The organism is Bacillus sp. FSL P2-0099 (assembly GCF_038007445.1).
GTDB lineage: Bacteria > Bacillota > Bacilli > Bacillales > Bacillaceae_G > Bacillus_A > Bacillus_A mycoides.
The window spans coordinates 3,836,380-3,853,576 of sequence record NZ_JBBOXE010000001.1 but is presented as its reverse complement, the minus strand read 5'-3'; the positions used below and the strand labels follow the sequence as shown (position 1 = coordinate 3,853,576).

At 36.3% G+C, this 17,197-nt stretch carries 16 protein-coding genes; 11 read left to right on the top strand and 5 right to left on the bottom strand.

The window, feature by feature from the left end; translation table 11 throughout:
* Positions 1-83: 83 nt before the first annotated feature.
* Both MKY90_RS19750 and MKY90_RS19745 read right to left on the bottom strand, forming a co-directional pair.
* The gene (locus MKY90_RS19750; RefSeq protein ID WP_002033769.1) at positions 84-338 is read right to left on the bottom strand and encodes a YbeF family protein; all 255 of its coding nucleotides are present in this window, start codon (positions 336-338) and stop codon (positions 84-86) included.
* 166 nt (positions 339-504) lie between these two features.
* The gene (locus MKY90_RS19745; protein WP_341092396.1) at positions 505-1,890 is read right to left on the bottom strand and encodes a hypothetical protein; all 1,386 of its coding nucleotides are present in this window, start codon (positions 1,888-1,890) and stop codon (positions 505-507) included.
* A 167-nt stretch (positions 1,891-2,057) separates the two neighbouring features.
* On the opposite strand from MKY90_RS19745, the gene MKY90_RS19740 reads away from it, so the two are divergent.
* On the top strand, positions 2,058-2,423 hold the full coding sequence (locus tag MKY90_RS19740) for a YoqO family protein (protein ID WP_063219164.1): 366 nt from the start codon (positions 2,058-2,060) through the stop codon (positions 2,421-2,423).
* A 16-nt stretch (positions 2,424-2,439) separates the two neighbouring features.
* Positions 2,440-2,808: a YoqO family protein gene (locus tag MKY90_RS19735; RefSeq protein WP_063219221.1), complete on the top strand. Its 369-nt coding sequence runs from the start codon at positions 2,440-2,442 to the stop codon at positions 2,806-2,808.
* 32 nt (positions 2,809-2,840) lie between these two features.
* Here MKY90_RS19735 and MKY90_RS19730 read toward each other — a convergent pair whose 3' ends face one another.
* Together MKY90_RS19730 and MKY90_RS19725 are read right to left on the bottom strand one after the other, a co-directional pair.
* The gene (locus MKY90_RS19730; protein ID WP_341092394.1) at positions 2,841-3,365 is read right to left on the bottom strand and encodes a DinB family protein; all 525 of its coding nucleotides are present in this window, start codon (positions 3,363-3,365) and stop codon (positions 2,841-2,843) included.
* A gap of 83 nt (positions 3,366-3,448) precedes the next feature.
* Entirely contained in the window at positions 3,449-4,519 is a 1,071-nt protein-coding gene (locus MKY90_RS19725; RefSeq protein WP_063219166.1) for a M24 family metallopeptidase, read from the bottom strand.
* Positions 4,520-4,978: 459 nt separating this feature from the next.
* On the opposite strand from MKY90_RS19725, the gene MKY90_RS19720 reads away from it, so the two are divergent.
* Positions 4,979-6,160: a lysozyme inhibitor LprI family protein gene (locus MKY90_RS19720; RefSeq protein ID WP_098167427.1), complete on the top strand. Its 1,182-nt coding sequence runs from the start codon at positions 4,979-4,981 to the stop codon at positions 6,158-6,160.
* 40 nt (positions 6,161-6,200) lie between these two features.
* Here the strand turns inward: MKY90_RS19720 and MKY90_RS19715 are convergent, their stop codons facing one another.
* The gene (locus MKY90_RS19715; protein ID WP_002128838.1) at positions 6,201-7,910 is read right to left on the bottom strand and encodes an Rqc2 family fibronectin-binding protein; all 1,710 of its coding nucleotides are present in this window, start codon (positions 7,908-7,910) and stop codon (positions 6,201-6,203) included.
* A 105-nt stretch (positions 7,911-8,015) separates the two neighbouring features.
* On the opposite strand from MKY90_RS19715, the gene MKY90_RS19710 reads away from it, so the two are divergent.
* The 8 genes from MKY90_RS19710 to def all read left to right on the top strand — a co-directional run bounded on the left by MKY90_RS19710 (position 8,016) and on the right by def (position 17,177).
* Positions 8,016-10,739 (top strand): calcium-translocating P-type ATPase, SERCA-type, encoded by a 2,724-nt coding sequence (locus MKY90_RS19710; protein ID WP_002014490.1) that lies wholly within the window; start codon positions 8,016-8,018, stop codon positions 10,737-10,739.
* A gap of 99 nt (positions 10,740-10,838) precedes the next feature.
* Positions 10,839-11,714, top strand: coding sequence for a YicC/YloC family endoribonuclease (locus MKY90_RS19705; protein WP_002088227.1), 876 nt, complete (start codon positions 10,839-10,841; stop codon positions 11,712-11,714).
* A 67-nt stretch (positions 11,715-11,781) separates the two neighbouring features.
* Entirely contained in the window at positions 11,782-12,045 is a 264-nt protein-coding gene (gene remA, locus MKY90_RS19700; protein WP_001251456.1) for an extracellular matrix/biofilm regulator RemA, read from the top strand.
* 13 nt (positions 12,046-12,058) lie between these two features.
* On the top strand, positions 12,059-12,676 hold the full coding sequence (gene gmk, locus MKY90_RS19695) for a guanylate kinase (RefSeq protein ID WP_002014492.1): 618 nt from the start codon (positions 12,059-12,061) through the stop codon (positions 12,674-12,676).
* A 2-nt stretch (positions 12,677-12,678) separates the two neighbouring features.
* Positions 12,679-12,891, top strand: coding sequence for a DNA-directed RNA polymerase subunit omega (gene rpoZ / locus MKY90_RS19690; RefSeq protein WP_016100710.1), 213 nt, complete (start codon positions 12,679-12,681; stop codon positions 12,889-12,891).
* Positions 12,892-13,087: 196 nt separating this feature from the next.
* Entirely contained in the window at positions 13,088-14,293 is a 1,206-nt protein-coding gene (gene coaBC, locus MKY90_RS19685; RefSeq protein WP_063219170.1) for a bifunctional phosphopantothenoylcysteine decarboxylase/phosphopantothenate--cysteine ligase CoaBC, read from the top strand.
* The gene (gene priA, locus MKY90_RS19680) at positions 14,290-16,695 is read left to right on the top strand and encodes a primosomal protein N' (RefSeq protein WP_341092388.1); all 2,406 of its coding nucleotides are present in this window, start codon (positions 14,290-14,292) and stop codon (positions 16,693-16,695) included. The genes coaBC and priA overlap by 4 nt, the downstream gene beginning before the upstream one ends.
* Positions 16,696-16,706: 11 nt before the next feature.
* Entirely contained in the window at positions 16,707-17,177 is a 471-nt protein-coding gene (gene def / locus MKY90_RS19675; protein ID WP_002014496.1) for a peptide deformylase, read from the top strand.
* Positions 17,178-17,197: the final 20 nt, after the last annotated feature.

Sequence of the window (17,197 nt, the reverse complement as noted above, 5' to 3'; positions counted from 1 at the left end):
GTCTTTTTTATATCATTGCTAAAATTTTATGTAAAGTTCCATCGATATCAAAGAAAATCATATTACAATCTCCTCACTAATAACTACTTATTGTTTTCTGCAACTTCATATCCTCTCACAAACAATAGAGTCATATAAGAAATAATAAATGAGAAGATACTATACATACCGACCCAAAAGAAAAACTTTGGAGGGAAGGCGATAGCACCTACTATTAAAAAACTAGCAAACGTTACAATTGGCATTACATAGTACGTTCTCGTTCTACGTGTTCCAATAACAGAAACGATAAAGATAAGTAATGGACAAATTAATAAGACAAAAATCAATTCATTCATAGTTATGTCCCCTTTTCTAATTGAAGTAATCTGTTTCTCGTAAACGTTTTGAAATAAATACTCTCCTAATATAACTTCGCTAACATATACATAATCCCTTTTGAAAGTCAGTAATAAATGATTGATTTCACAATAAAAAACGTAAGCAAGAGAATACTCGCTTACGCTATAGAATAAACATCGCAACGATCGTGGTGACGATTAAGCCAATCACAACTGGTAAAAAGTTTCGGCGCGCAAGTTCAAACGGATCTACTTTGCATATGGCAGCGGCAGGAATAAGCGCCCAAGGAATTAAAGTGCCACCGCCGGTCCAGATTGCTGCAATTTGCCCAAGTGCTGTTAATGTAGCGGTTCCATGCCCAAGTGCTGTTCCGAAAAGGTTTGCAATCGAACCAGCAAGTGATATACCGGAAAAACCAGATCCATCTAAGCCTGTTATGACACCAACAATAGTTAATGTTCCTGCCGATACATATTGATTTAAAGGTACAGTTTGGGATAAGGCGATTCCTAAGTCGTTAATGATTCCATGTGAACCTTTCGGTAAATAGTCTCCGATAATTTTTATAAAGCCGCTATCTCCTAAATAAAAGAGTGCAGCAATTGGGATAACTGGACCAAAGATTTTAAATCCAAATTGGAGCCCTTCTATAAAATAATCGGTCGTTTTATTCAGTCCATTACCTTTGTAGGCGATGAGAGAAATGATGATAATCATAATAACAGTCGTCCCGCCGATAAGTGCAGTTGCATTGCTTCCTTGTAGTTTAAATTGAATCATGCAAAGAATATCTATGGTATATACGATCGGAATACAAATAGCGAGCCATTTTTTTGTCTGAGGAGATAATGAAGTGAGCGTTTTAGAAGACTCAGTTGATGGAATAGATTCTTGTATAGATAAGCCTGTATGAAATTCTTTTCGTAAGAAGAAAAATGCGACGGAAGTTGTCACAATACCCATAACGATAACGAGGGGAACACTGGCTGAAACAACGCTGGAAACAGGAAGACCAGCAGCATCTGCAGTTAATTTCGGTGCACCTTGAATAACGAAGTCACCAGATAAGGCGATGCCGTGTCCGAATAAGTTCATAGCGATTGCGACTCCAATTGGCGGAAGGCCGACGCGTACAGCGACTGGTAATAAAATGGCCCCCATTAAGGCGACAGCTGGAGAAGGCCAAAAGAAAAAGGAAATTGTCATCATTAAAAGACCGATAATCCAGTAGGCATGTGCAGGTGTCCGAATCATCTTTGTAAATGGTGAAATCATCGTATCATTTATGCCGGTATGAACGAGTAGGTTGCTCATTGATACGATAATGGAGATGATTAATATAGTTGGTAATAGTTCGGTAATGGCGTAAATGAAACTTTGAAAGATACCACTAATGGCAAGAGGGATAGAACTTGTAGCGGTTAATGCTAATAAAAAGATAAAAACGATACAAATGATCGTCGTATCTTTTCTAAAAATAAAAAAGGTAATAATAGTGAGTAAACAAAGAACATAGAGAGCATGTAAAAGCGTTAATTCAACTCCCATAACATTCACATCCTTTAGGCATTCGTGTAGTTCATTGTATGGAAGCAGTGAAAGTATGTGAGTATAGGAAAAAGAAAAAAAGTGAAATTTCATGTACTGTAATGGTAAGAACAATAAATGGATGTTACAATGCAATTAATCCTAAAAATGGAATTAAATGAGGACTTATGCGCAAAGAAATTGGTTTTTGGGGATTTATCATATCTTGTAGTCTATTAATCATTTTAAATCTGCTTACAAACAATGAATGGATAAGTATCATACCTGTTTTTGGGTTTGTTTTTATACTGTTATATCGTTGGGATGACATGAAACAACATGGTAAGAAAAGTATTGGAATTATGATAGGTATCATTGTTGTTTGTTCATTTGTCGTAGGGGTTATTTTAATAGAGGGCGAAAAGAAAATGGAGAAAATGTCTATGTTTCAAGATTGGATGTCTTCTGCAAAAGGTCTTTATCTTGTAATTATAGTCGTTATGTTTCTAAGAGTCATGATAAGAATAGGGAGTTACATATTAAAGAGAGGGTAGAATGGAGGTAGTACGAATGAGAGAGAAAATAGGGTATTACGGTGTGCTCGCTTGTTTACTATTATCAGTTATTTCAGGGCAATTTCTTAAAAGTGAATGGGTACCAGTTATATTATGTATAGGAGTATTGATTTTTGCACCTATGTATCGCTGGAATGAATGGAAAGCATATAGTCGAAAAAAGAAAATTATTTTTAGTATTGAGTTTGTCATTATAATTAGTACGATCCCGTTTTTGCTAATAAAAGGTTATGAACAAATAAATGAAATAGCGATTTTTCAAGGGTGGTTACTTTTGACAAAATGGTTATATTTAATATTCATTTTAATAGCGGTAACAGTGGTCGCTAAAAAAGTAAACGGAAAAATATTTGCGAATGAGTAGAAGAAAGTGCCACCGGATAAGGTGGCACTTTCTTATTTCACTGCATGAACTTTTTGCATCTTCTTAATCAAACGAATTTGTCCGCGGTGATTGATCTCATCTTCAAATACGTGAAACCATTTGAAATAATTGTTAGCTGGTTTGTCATACCAAAAATCTGTCGTTTTAAATAACCATTCATCGGGTAACGATTGAAAAGTTTCAATTGTTTTAGAGCGTACTTCTTGTAATGTATTGATGTAAAATTCTATAGAGTTTCCTTTTATTTTCTCACGTCCAAGATTCCCTAGTTCAACAGCAGGTAACCACCGCTCTAATTCAGCATCTGTCGGTTCACGATCTTCAAAGGTATGAATTTGGTAGTAAAATTCAATAGCAGCCATGTGATATAATAGCATGCCAATTGAATTTGCTTCATCATCATATAAATAATCAAGTTCTTCAATTGTTAAACCTTCCACCGCTTGCATCGTTGTGTAACGAGCGTAATTCATCATGGAAACAAGTTTTGAAAATTCAACTTGTAAACCATCTATTTTATCAATTACAAAATTCAATTAAAATTCCCCCTCTTTAAACGAATACTCCAGAGAAAGAATTCTATGTGCAGGGAAAAAATCCTGTTAAAAATTTTATAATATTAACAAGGAATAACAATTAGCTCTCTATTTGATTTTGTAATAACTTCATATCCTTCTTTTGTAATTACGATATCGTCTTCAATTCTACAACCGCCCCAGTTTGGTATGTAAATACCTGGTTCAACTGTAACAACCATACCTTCTTCTAAAGTAGCTTTACTTTCTTGGGATAGGCGAAGAGGTTCATGTATTTCTAAGCCAAGACCGTGCCCTGTAGAGTGACCAAAATATTGACCATATCCATGTTCTGTAATGTAATTTCTCGTTACATCATCGATACTTTTCGCAGTTTCTCCAGGTTTAATCGCTTCAGTTCCACGCTTTAATGCTTCTAAGACAACATTATATATTTTTTTAAATTCTTCTGATGGCTCGCCGATTGCTACAGTACGTGTAATATCGGAACAATATCCATTATAAAGGGCACCGAAATCTAATGTAACGATATCGCCGCGTTCGATTATTTTATTCGATGCGACTCCATGAGGAAGGGAAGAACGAACACCAGAAGCTACAATGATTTGAAACGACGAAGATGCAGCTCCTTTTTTTCGCATGAAAAATTCTAATTCGTCTCGGACAGCAGTCTCACTTATTCCTGGTTTTAGAAACTGAAGGATGTGGTGAAATGCTTCGTCAGCGATATTAGCTGCAATTTTCATTGTTTCTATTTCAGGTGTGTCTTTAATAAGGCGAATATTTTCAATGATTTCGCAAACTGGAACCATTTCCGTATGTATATATTTTTGTAGTTTCTTAAATTGTTGCAGAGTTATATTGTTTTCTTCAATTCCAAGTTTTTGGATATTTAATTTTGATACTTGATTGGCAACTTCCTTTTCTAAATTCCCATTATGCATAATGATTTCAGCTTTTTTTATTTGTGATTTTGCTTGATCTACATAGCGGAAATCGGTTATAAAAACAGCTGTATCCGCAGAGATTAAGACGACGCCAGCACTACCTGTAAATCCTGTTGCATATTGGCGATTTTCTTTTTTTGTAATGAGTAACCCGTCAATCCCATAGTTTTGTAGTTGTTTTTGGATTTTATTAATTTGTAAAGTCATGTTAATTCCTCCCCCTATTCACAGTATTGAATAAAGCAAATAGCATGCCAAAAAATATCTTTAGAGAAAAGATAGTGGGAATTACATATGTTTTAGAGAAAATAAGAAATTTAGCCCATTATTTGTGGGCGGTGGGCTGTTCGTGAAATACAGATTCCTTCAATTAGCAGTGGGAGAATGAAAAAAACATCAACTCAAGACTCAATTTCTTTACACACTGTAAAAAAATTTATACAAATACGAAATAGAACTGTCAAATTTTTTGATAATATTGAAGTTAGGAAAGGAAAATATAAGCGACTTTTAGATTAAATATTTGAAAAGTATATTATTTGTTTTATTTGAATATAAAATTAAATGTATAAGGAAATGATGATTATTGATACAATAGGTAATTGTTGGGTTTCTCTCGAAGATAGGGATACGTAACGAATAAATAGGATTAAGGAATGTGAGTATATGAAAAAATTAAGTAAAGTAATGTCATTTTGCTTGGTAGTTAGTATGTTTGTTCTAGCAGGTTGTGAAAAAAGTGAAAACAAAGTTCAAGTAAATGAAAAGATTGAACAGCTTGATGAAGCACCAGAAGTGACAGGAAAAGAAGCGAAAAAGATTGTACGAAAGAGCGTAGATAGGATAGCAAACGCTTTTAGTGAGATGGAAAAAGAAAATGGATGGAGCCGAAATAATCCTGAAGATATGGAGACAGCGAAAAAAGGAGTTAAGGGATTAGTTACAGATAAGTTTGTAGAAAATCAGCTTCCTAAGTCGCTTGACACATTTAATAGGTCTAGAGAGACGGATATGTTGCCATTCCCAATTCATATTGAGCCAGACGTGAGAATAACTTGTTCACAGAAAAATGATGTTTTAAAGATTGAGACGCTTATCCTTGCAAATGATATGGGGAATGAAGCGGAGACGTGGGAATTTGTTTTAGTTTATACCGATGGAAAATGGTTAATGGATAAATGGTCATCAAATACGCCAGTAGATTTAAAGTTAACTAAAGAAGAAGCTAACGAAATTCTTAGAGTTCAAGGTTTCAAGAATGTCTCTTTCGTTAGAGAAGAGAATAGTGGAAATAAGAAATATATTTTTAAAGAAAGTAACGGAGTAGTTGCTGTGGATGCCCAAACATCTGTTATTACTCACAATGTAGATGATGAAGAGCAAGAGAAGGTAACGAAACAGGATTTTATTCAAGAGCAAGAAACAGCTAAGGGAAATGATTCCAGTACGTATACTAGTTCAAAAGAAGAGAAGCAGCCAAAAAAAGAATCTTCTTCAGTATTAGGTAAAACTAAGGCTCTAAATGAGTTAGTTGCTCTAGAAAACGAAGAAAAACATACAAATGTTATGTCAACAAATGACATAGTAAATGAAATAGAAGGAAATTATCAACTATGGGATAATAAACTAAATGAAATTTACAGTACATTAAAAAATACGATGTCAGCTGATGCATTTCAGTCATTAAAAACAAAACAGATTGCATGGGTTAAAGAAAAAGAAAGTAAAGTTATAGCGATTGGTACAGATCTAAATAATGGAACGATGAGACGTATAGAGGCTTCGGAAGAGAAATATAAGATGACAAAAGAAAGATGTTACGAATTAGTTAATGGATATATGAACTAAATTAAAGAATGCGTTGCTAGCAAGCAACGCATTTTTTAATTTACGCTTTTAATTTCATTACTGTATCAGCATCTGGTGTTACATATAATGTTTGTTGATTGTCATATGTAACAAATCCAAGTTTTGCACCGCTCGGTTTTTTGACATGGCGTACCTTTGTGAAATCTACAGGAACAGAACTAGAATCTTTTGCTTTACTGTAATAAGCAGCGATTTTAGCGGCCTCTTGTAAAGTCTCTTCCGTAGGTTCAAGAGAACGAATGACAACGTGGGACCCAGGTATGTCTTTCGTATGTAACCAAATTTCATCACGACGGGAGAATTTCGTTGTTAAATAATCATTTTGCTTATTGTTTTTACCGACGAAAATTTCTGTGCCATCACTAGCTAAATATTTGTCCAATACTGGTTTTGTCGGTTTTTTCTTTGAGTTTTTCTTCTTACGATTACGTACATAACCTTCTTCGGTCAGTTCTTCACGAATCTCTTCAATATCTTTTGAAGAAGCAACCTCCATTTGTTGAAGTAAGCTATCGAAATAAAGAATTTCTTCATTTGTTTTTACGATTTGTTCTTCTACAATAGCAACTGAATTTTTCGCTTTTTGGTACTTTTGGAAATAGCGTTGTGCATTTTCAGATGGTGTTTTTAAAGGATTTAATGTGATTTTTACAGTCCCACCATTTTCGTCGTAATAGTTAACGACTTCTATCTCTTTATCACCTTTTTTCAAAGCGTACATATTGGCTGTAAGTAGCTCTCCAAATAGTTGATATTTATCTGCTTTTCCGGCATCTTGTAATGTTTTTTCTAGTTTAATTAGCTTCTTTTCGTTTTTTGTTTTTTCATTTTGCATAAAGCGTTCTAAATCGTGAGCTTGTTGTTTTACACGATCGCGCTCTGCTTTACCAAAGAAGAAACGATCTAATAATTCACTAACAGATGAAAATGTTTTTTCGTTTCCTTGTAAGTGAGAAAGAGGGAATAGGTAAAAGAACTCTTTTCCATTTGCTGTTATCATTGCTGGCACGTACTGATGTGTTAGCAAAGGTTTTTGCAAGCTGAAGAAAGCTTCAGATAATGCTTTTTCATTTGCCATACCTGCTTTTTTTACAACTTCTTTTGCAAATAATGGGGAAATTCCCATGAATGCTCCGACAAGTTGTTTGTCCATGTTGCCAGATAAAAAGTCTAGCGGTTTAATAAAATCATCTTCTGTTTCGATAAGAAGCGGATTAACTTTATGTTGTGCCGGTGGGGCAACATATTCAGCTCCAGCATATACAGTACGATGTCGGTTTACCGCTAAAGAAACGTGTTTTAAGCTATCTAAAATAACATTTGTTTTCGTATCTACTAAGATAATATTACTGTGTCGTCCCATTATTTCGATTACTAATGTTTTTACTGATTCGTCACCGATTTCATTGCGACTGCGGACTGTAATTTGAATAATACGTTCTAAGTCAATTTGTTCAATTTTTTCAATAAATCCACCTTCTAAATGTTTGCGAAGAAGCATACAAAACATCGGCGGTAGCGCTGGTGAATTGTAGTTTTGATTTGTTAAGTGCATACGCGCATATGTAGGGTGAGATGAAAGAATTAGTTTTTGGTTTTTTCCGTTTGCTCGAATATGTAATAAAACTTCATATTTTGAGGGTTGATATATTTTTGAAATTCTTCCTGTTTGAAGAGAATTTGCAATTTCATGTGTAATTGCTCTTGTAAATAATCCATCGAATGCCATGAATGAACACTCCTTTCTAACTAAAAGTTAATTATAGCATTTTTTTGGACGAGGCTGAATAAGCTTTCATTAGAGTATGTCTGGAATCAGGAGGTCGATGGCAGGATGAACTGGTATGAAATGCGAGCACATGAAGTGGAGGAAAGAACGAATACGAATGTGGAGGTAGGTCTTACAGAGCAAGAAGCAGAGGGCCGATTAAAGAAATTTGGCACAAATGAATTGCAAGAAGCAAAGCGGCCTTCTGCGCTTATGGTGTTTTTAGCGCAATTTAAAGATTTTATGGTACTTGTTTTATTTGGTGCTACAATTATTTCAGCTTTTTTAGGAGAGTATATTGATTCGATTGCAATTGTTGCAATTGTTATTATTAATGGTGTCCTCGGTTTCTTCCAAGAGAGGAAAGCTGAAAAATCGTTGGAAGCTTTAAAAGAATTGGCAGCTCCTCAAGTTACTGTACTAAGAAATGGGAAGTGGATAAAAGCGCCGTCAAAAGCGCTTGTACTGGGTGATATTATTAAATTTTCTAGTGGTGACCGTATTGGCGCGGATGTTCGCCTTGTGGAATCTTCAAGTTTATATATTGAAGAATCGGCTCTTACAGGAGAGTCATTGCCTGTACAAAAGAAGGTAGATGCGTTACAAGGTCAAGATGTTTCAATTGGTGATCAAAAAAACATGGCATTTATGGGGACGATGATAACGAGAGGTGCTGGAACAGGGGTAGTCGTAGCAACTGGAATGAATACAGCTATGGGGCAAATTGCAAATATGTTGCAAAATGCTGAGCAGATGGAAACGCCATTACAAAGAAGATTAGAACAGCTTGGAAAAATTTTAATTATTGTTGCTCTTATTTTGACGGCTCTTGTTGTACTAGCTGGTGTATATCAAGGGAATGAAGTGTATCACATGTTTTTGGCTGGGGTTTCGCTTGCTGTTGCAGCTATTCCAGAAGGATTGCCAGCTATCGTTACGGTTGCGCTATCACTTGGTGTACAGCGTATGATTAAAAAGAGGGCAATTGTGCGAAAGTTGCCAGCTGTAGAAACGTTAGGCTGTGCTTCTGTTATTTGCTCAGATAAAACAGGAACAATGACACAAAATAAAATGATGGTAACACATATGTGGTCAGGCGGAGAATTGTGGAAAGTAACAGGTCAAGGCTATGAGCCAACAGGTTCGTTTATGAAAGGTGAAGAAGTAATTGACCCTACTAAGACGAAATCACTGTATCAACTACTTACATTTGGCTGTTTATGTAATAATGCGAATGTTATTCAAAAGAAAAAGACGTATGTGTTAGATGGAGATCCAACAGAGGGAGCTCTCGTTGCTGCTGCAATGAAGGCGGGAATATCACGTGAAGCTCTTAAAGGAAAGTTTGAAGTCATTCGTGAATTTCCTTTTGATTCAACTAGAAAAATGATGAGCGTTATCGTTCGTGATCGTGAAGGTAAAAAATTTGTTATTACAAAAGGAGCACCAGATGTTCTTTTGCAGATGAGTCAAACAATTTTGTGGGGAAATAAGCAGCAGCCTTTAAGTGAAATGTATCGAAAAGAAGTGCAGGCAGCGATTCATAGTTTAGGAAGTCAAGCTTTACGAACGATTGCAGTGGCATTTAAACCGTTAAAAGCTACAGATTCAATTGAACATGAAAGAGAAGTCGAGCAGGATTTTATGCTTGTTGGAATACAAGGAATGATAGATCCGCCAAGACTAGAAGTGGCGCAAGCGGTGAAAGAGTGTAAGGAAGCTGGTATTAGAACGGTAATGATTACGGGAGATCATAAAGTGACGGCAATGGCAATTGCGGAACAGCTAGGGGTTTTACCGGCGGGTGGACGCGTTGTTGAAGGTGTAGAACTTGCGAATATGGATGTAGAGGCATTAGAAGATATTGTAGAAGATACGTATGTATTCGCTCGTGTGTCTCCTGAGCATAAATTGAAAATCGTTAAGGCACTGCAAAATAAGGGACATATAGTAGCTATGACAGGTGATGGAGTGAACGATGCTCCAGCTATTAAAACAGCTGATATAGGGATTGCGATGGGAATTACAGGGACAGATGTTGCAAAAGAAGCTTCTTCACTTGTGTTGTTAGATGATAACTTTGCTACGATTAAATCGGCGATTAAAGAAGGTAGAAACATATATGAAAATATTCGGAAGTTTATTCGGTATTTGTTAGCATCTAACGTTGGTGAAATTTTAGTTATGCTATTTGCGATGTTACTTGCACTGCCATTGCCGATGGTTCCAATTCAAATTTTATGGGTGAACTTAGTTACTGACGGTTTACCAGCGATGGCATTAGGTTTGGATAAGGCTGAAGGAGATGTGATGAAGAGAACACCACGCCATCCGAAAGAAGGGGTGTTCGCTAGAGGGCTTGCGTGGAAAATTATAAGTCGTGGTTTTTTAATCGGAGCAGTGACATTAGTAGCGTTTATTATTGCATTTAACCAGCATCCGAATGAATTGAAGTATGCACAAACGGTAGCCTTCGCAACATTAGTACTGGCTCAGCTTATTCATGTATTTGATTGTCGTAGTGAACATTCTATATTTCACCGCAACCCGTTTGGAAATATATATTTAGTAGGGGCGGTTATTATTTCTTTACTGTTAATGCTTGTAGTTATATATTATCCACCATTACAGCCGATTTTTAGCACAATGCCGATACAAGCACGAGATTGGTTGTTAATTGGAGGATTATCATCTATTCCGACCTTCTTATTAGTAGGATCCTTATTAACAAGAAAAAAGGGGAAAAAGAAAAAGCCGCTGTTATATAAGAAGGGATTAAACTTGAAATAGTCAATGATATGAAAATATGATATAATTTACAGAAGGTAGTAGAGCCTTGTCTCTATTGCCTTTTTCATTGAGTTATTTCATGGCTTGGATGTGATAAAGATGATTTGTAGTATGACAGGATTTGGAAGATCGAAGGTAGAAAACGATACTTTTCAAATAACAGTAGAAATGAAGTCGGTGAACCATCGTTTTTTAGAAATGAGTATTCGGCTTCCGAAGCAAATGATGGCGTTTGAAGACAAGATTCGTAAAATAATTGCAAAGCAAGTTCGCCGTGGACGTATTGAAGTGTCTATTAGTATAACAGGCGAAGGGCTTGTTGAAAGAAAATTAACTGTGAATTGGGAACTTCTCAAGCAGTACCAATCCATTATGGAAGATATAAAAGGGAAATTTCAATTACAAGATTCTATTACACTCGGGCAACTAATGGGAATGCCAGAAGTAACGGCAGTTGAAGAAATAGAAAATGTAAATGAACAATTTGAAACCGGTTTATATGAAGCTGTTCGCCAAGCTGCTCATATGTTGAAAACGATGAGAGATGGCGAAGGAGAACGATTACATAAAGATATAGCATATCGTTTGCAAGAGATTCATAATTGTGTAAATGCAATTATTCCACATGCACCAATTGTTACACAAAAATATCGTGAACGATTAGAAAATCGCTTAAAAGAATTACATAACCAAGATTTAGATGAACAACGATTGTTGACAGAAGTAGCAATATTTGCAGAGCGTTCAGATATTCACGAAGAATTAGTTCGATTACAAAGTCATTTAGATCAATTTCGTGAAGCACTGCAAATTACAGAGCCTGTTGGAAGGAAAATGGACTTCATCGTGCAAGAGATGCATAGGGAAGTTAATACGATAGGTTCTAAGGCAAATGACTTAACAATTTCAAAATATGTCGTAGAAATGAAAAATAACCTTGAAAAAATTCGTGAACAAGTACAAAATATTGAGTAGCTTTCAAAAAATATATAAAGTTATACGTGGTGGAGAAATCGGATAGACTTACTAGGAGGCGCAAACTATGGCCATGCGGTTTTTAAATATTGGATACGGAAATATTGTATCTGCTCATCGAATTATTGCTATTGTAAGTCCGGAGTCAGCTCCTATTAAACGGACAGTACAGGAAGCACGTGAACATAATGCTTTGCTTGACGCTACGTATGGGAGAAAAACAAGGGCGGTTATTGTTATGGATGATGGGCATGTAGTATTAAGTCCAATTCAGCCAGAGACGATTGCACATCGTTTGAATAATAAAGAAGATTTAAGTGAGGAAGGGTAGGTTTTACATATTTATGAGAAGTAGAAGAGGATTGCTCATCGTTCTTTCGGGACCTTCTGGTGTCGGGAAAGGAACGGTTCGAAAAGAGCTGTTTAGCCATGAAGACACACGTTTTCAGTACTCTATTTCAGTAACGACACGTAAACCGCGTGAAGGTGAAGTAGATGGTGTGGATTATTTCTTTAAAGAGAGAGAAGAATTTGAAGAAATGATTCGTAATGAAAAGTTACTTGAATGGGCTGAGTTCGTTGGTAATTATTACGGAACACCGATTGATTATGTTGAAAAAACGTTACAAGAAGGAAAAGATGTGTTCTTAGAAATTGAAGTGCAAGGAGCAATTCAAGTTAAGAAAGCCTTCCCAGCAGGTGTATTTATTTTCTTAGCACCTCCAAGTTTATCTGAACTAAAGAACCGAATTGTCGGCCGTGGTACAGAAACTGAAGATGTTATTGAAAATCGTTTAACTGTAGCGAAAGAAGAAATCGAAATGATGGACGCTTATGACTATGTTGTAGAAAACGATCAAGTTGAATTAGCTTGCGACCGAATTAAAGCAATTGTGGTTGGTGAACATTGCCGCCGCGAAAGAGTGGCAAAATACTATAAAGAAATGACGGAGGGTCTATAATTATGTTAAATCCATCAATTGACTCATTATTAACAAAAATCGATTCTAAATATACACTTGTAACAGTAGCTGCAAAGCGTGCACGTGAAATGCAAATTGCTGACAATTGTGTTATTGAAAAGCCTGTTTCTCATAAATGTGTAGGTAAATCATTAGAAGAAATCGATGCAGAAGTATTAAAATATGTACCAAGCGATGACACAATAATTGATTAAGACATTCTTTTCGACAAATTAAAACATAGACTTTATAATTTTCTATGTAACGGTAACAACCTATTTACAAGTAGGTTGTTATTTTTTTATGATAGGGAAGAAATAATCGTAAAAAGGTGGAACAACATATTGGTACTGACGAGCTGAAAATTCTATTTCAGTAGAATAAGTTTGAAAAAGAAAGAGGACGAGTCATATGCTAAAAGGGAAAAAGATACTTCTATGTGTAACAGGAGGCATTGCAGTTTTTAAGGCAGCTGCGTTAACGAGTAAATTGACACAAGCGGGTGCTACTGTAAAAGTAATGATGAGTGAATCGGCAATGAAGTTTGTTACACCTCTTACATTTCAAGCGCTTTCTCGCCACGATGTATATACGGATACGTTTGATGAAAAAGACTCAGCAGTTATCGCTCACATTGATTTAGCGGATTGGGCAGATGTTGTACTTGTGGCACCTGCTACAGCGAATTGCATTGGGAAGTTAGCGAATGGTATTGCGGATGATATGATTACAACTACTTTGTTGGCTACTACAGCTCCAGTTTGGATTGCGCCTGCTATGAATGTGCATATGTATGAAAATAAAATTGTTCAAAAAAATATGATGACGTTAAAAGCGTTAGGATATACATTTATTGAGCCTGGCGAAGGCTTTTTAGCATGTGGTTATGTAGCTAAGGGAAGACTGGAAGAACCTGAAGTGATTATTGGAAGGTTAGAAGAGGTTTTCTCAGAACAAAAACCATTGCAAGGAAAGCGAATATTAATAACGGCTGGCCCGACACGTGAAAAGATTGACCCAGTCCGTTTTATGACGAATTTTTCTTCTGGAAAGATGGGGTATGCGATTGCAGAAGTTGCAGCAAGCTTAGGTGCTGATGTCGTACTTGTGTCAGGACCGACAGCATTAGAGTCACCATTACATGTCACAACAATACAAGTAGAATCTGCACAAGATATGTTAGAGGCAGTCCTTCAGCATTATCAGAGTGTGGATGTTGTCATCAAAACAGCAGCCGTTGCAGATTACCGTCCGAAATATGTTCATGATAATAAAATGAAAAAGAAAAATGGCGATGCTGTAATTGAATTAGAAAGAACAGTGGATATTTTAAAAACGTTAGGTGAGAAGAAGGACCGACAGTTACTTATCGGTTTCGCAGCTGAAACGACAAACATAGAGGAATACGCAACGAGAAAATTACGTGAGAAAAATGCAAATATGATTGTTGCGAATGACGTGAAAGCGCAAGGAGCTGGGTTTGGTACGGATACAAATATTGTGACAATGTATAGAAAAGATGGAGAAATCATTGAGCTGCCACTTTTAACGAAGAAAGAAGTGGCTCGTGAAATATTAAAGCAAATAGAAATGATGTTAGAAGATGATTATGTATGAAGTTTGCAAGTGTAATTGTTGATGTACCTGCACGTCAAACAGATCGACCGTTTGATTATATTATCCCTAAAAAATGGGAAGATATCGTGCAAACAGGAATGCGTGTAGTAGTCCCATTCGGTCCGAGGAAATTGCAAGGTTTTATTATTGGCATAAAGGATTCGGTTGAACTAGAAAGTAAAAAGTTAAAAGCGTTGTATGAAATATTAGATGTCACTCCGGTTTTAAATGATGAATTATTAAAACTTGGGTATTGGCTTACAAGTGAAACGTTATGTTATATGATTTCAGCTTTTCAGGTGATGCTTCCGACGGCGATTAAAGCAACATATAAAAAGCGTCTGCAACTTCGTAACCGAGAAGAAGTAGCACCAGAAATTCTTTCTTTATTTCAAGGGAAGGAAACGATAGATTGGGAAGTTATCGAAGCACAGCCGCACCTATATCGCACTATTCAACAAGAAATTAAAAATGGTACGACTGAAGTGGTTTATCAAGTAAAGGATAAAGTGCAGAAGAAGAAACAAAGAGTAGTTCAACCGGAGTTGCCGGCAGATAAATTGGAATTAGCAGCATTTGAACTGAAAAGTAAAAAACAACAAGATGTACTCTATTATTTTGTAGAAAACTACAAAAGTGTACCGTTAAAAAATTTAACAGAAGAATTACAAATAACAGATGCTCCAATAAAAGCACTTGTTAAAAAGGGTCTAATCTCAGAAAAATATGTAGAGGTATACCGGAGTCCGTATGACGATGATGATTTTGAACAAACGAAACCATTTCCGCTTACTGAGGAACAAAAACAAGTAATTACACCGATTTTGTCATCAATTACAAATGAAACTTACAATCCATTTTTACTATATGGTGTTACAGGAAGTGGTAAGACTGAAGTGTATTTACAATCTATAGCAGCGGTGCTCGAGAAAGGAAAAGAAGCAATTGTGCTTGTTCCTGAAATTGCGCTAACGCCCCAGATGGTAGATCGCTTTAAAGGTAGGTTCGGTTCGCAAGTTGCAGTTCTTCACAGTGCGCTTTCTGTTGGCGAGAAATATGATGAATGGCGAAAGATATTAAGAAAAGAAGTGAAAGTTGTAGTTGGTGCGCGTTCAGCTATTTTTGCTCCATTCGAAAATTTAGGAATCATTATTATTGATGAAGAGCATGAATCAAGTTATAAGCAAGAGGATAACCCAAAGTATCATGCAAGAGATGTAGCAGTGTGGAGAGGACAATACCATAAGTGTCCAATCGTTCTCGGAAGTGCAACGCCGACACTTGAATCGTTTGCTAGAGCGAAAAAAGGTGTCTATGGGTTGCTTACAATGGAAAAACGTATGAACAAACAAGCTTTGCCGACTGTAAAAATTGTTGATATGCGTGAAGAGCTTCGTGATGGAAATCGCTCAATGTTTTCAAAGGCACTGCATGAAAAAATAGCAGATCGATTAGAAAAGAAAGAACAAATGGTTCTCTTTTTAAATAGAAGGGGTCATTCTACGTTTGTGATGTGTCGTGATTGTGGGTATGTCGTACAATGTCCGCATTGTGATATTTCGTTGACATATCACAAAATGAACCATCGTTTAAAGTGTCATTATTGTAGTCATGAGGAAAATATGCCAACGGAGTGTCCTGCTTGTAATAGTACGTATATTCGTTTCTTTGGTACAGGGACGCAAAAGGTTGAAGAAGAAATCACAAAACTATTCCCTGAGGCGCGGGTCATTCGAATGGATGTGGATACAACAAGCCGTAAAGGAATGCATGAAAAATTATTAAAGGCGTTTGGTGAAGAGAAAGCAGATATATTACTTGGAACACAAATGATTGCAAAAGGGCTTGATTTTCCGAAGGTGACGCTTGTTGGCGTTTTAACGGCGGATACGATGCTTCATCTACCTGATTTTCGGGCGAGTGAAAAGACGTATCAGCTATTGACACAAGTGAGTGGACGTGCAGGAAGACATGAATTGCCAGGTGAAGTTGTAATTCAAACGTATACGCCGGAACATTACAGTGTAGAATTAGCAAAGAATCAACAATATGATGTATTTTATGAGCACGAAATGCAAATGAGGCAAATGAGACAATATCCGCCATATTACTACGTTGTACTTGTAACTGTATCTCATCCGGAGTTATTAAAGGCAGTCCAAGTGACGGAAAAAATTGTCGGTCATTTACGAACGCATTGTTCAAGGCAAACAATGGTGTTAGGGCCGGTTGCTTCAGCAATTCCAAGGATAAAAGATAGATATCGTTACCAATGCATGATAAAATACAAACGGGAACCAAACTTAAAGAACGTGCTCAAAATGGTAAATGAACATTATCAAGCAGAAATGCAAAAAGAGCTACAAATCTCAATTGATTTTAATCCAACAATGTTAATGTAGCGGAGGGAAATATGGCAGTTTTAGAAATTGTAAAGCATCCAAATGAAGTGTTAGAAACACCATGCGAAAGAGTAATTAACTTTGATAAAAAGTTAGTGAAATTGTTAAAAGATATGCATGAAACAATGTTAATTGCAGACGGAGTTGGTCTAGCTGCGCCACAAGTGGGTGTAAGCTTACAAGTTGCTGTTGTTGATATAGGTGATGATACGGGTAAAATTGAATTAATTAATCCTGTTATTTTAGAAAAACGTGGTGAACAAGTAGGTCCCGAAGGCTGCTTAAGCTTTCCGGGACTTTATGGTGAAGTGGAGCGTGCAGATTACATTAAAGTACGTGCACAAAATCGTCGCGGTAAAATATTTTTATTAGAAGCGGATGACTTCTTAGCGCGTGCAATTCAGCATGAAATCGATCATTTACACGGTGTTTTATTTACATCTAAAGTGAAAAGGTATTATGAAGCAGGCGAATTAGAATAGGTTTAAAAGGAGCGGTTTTT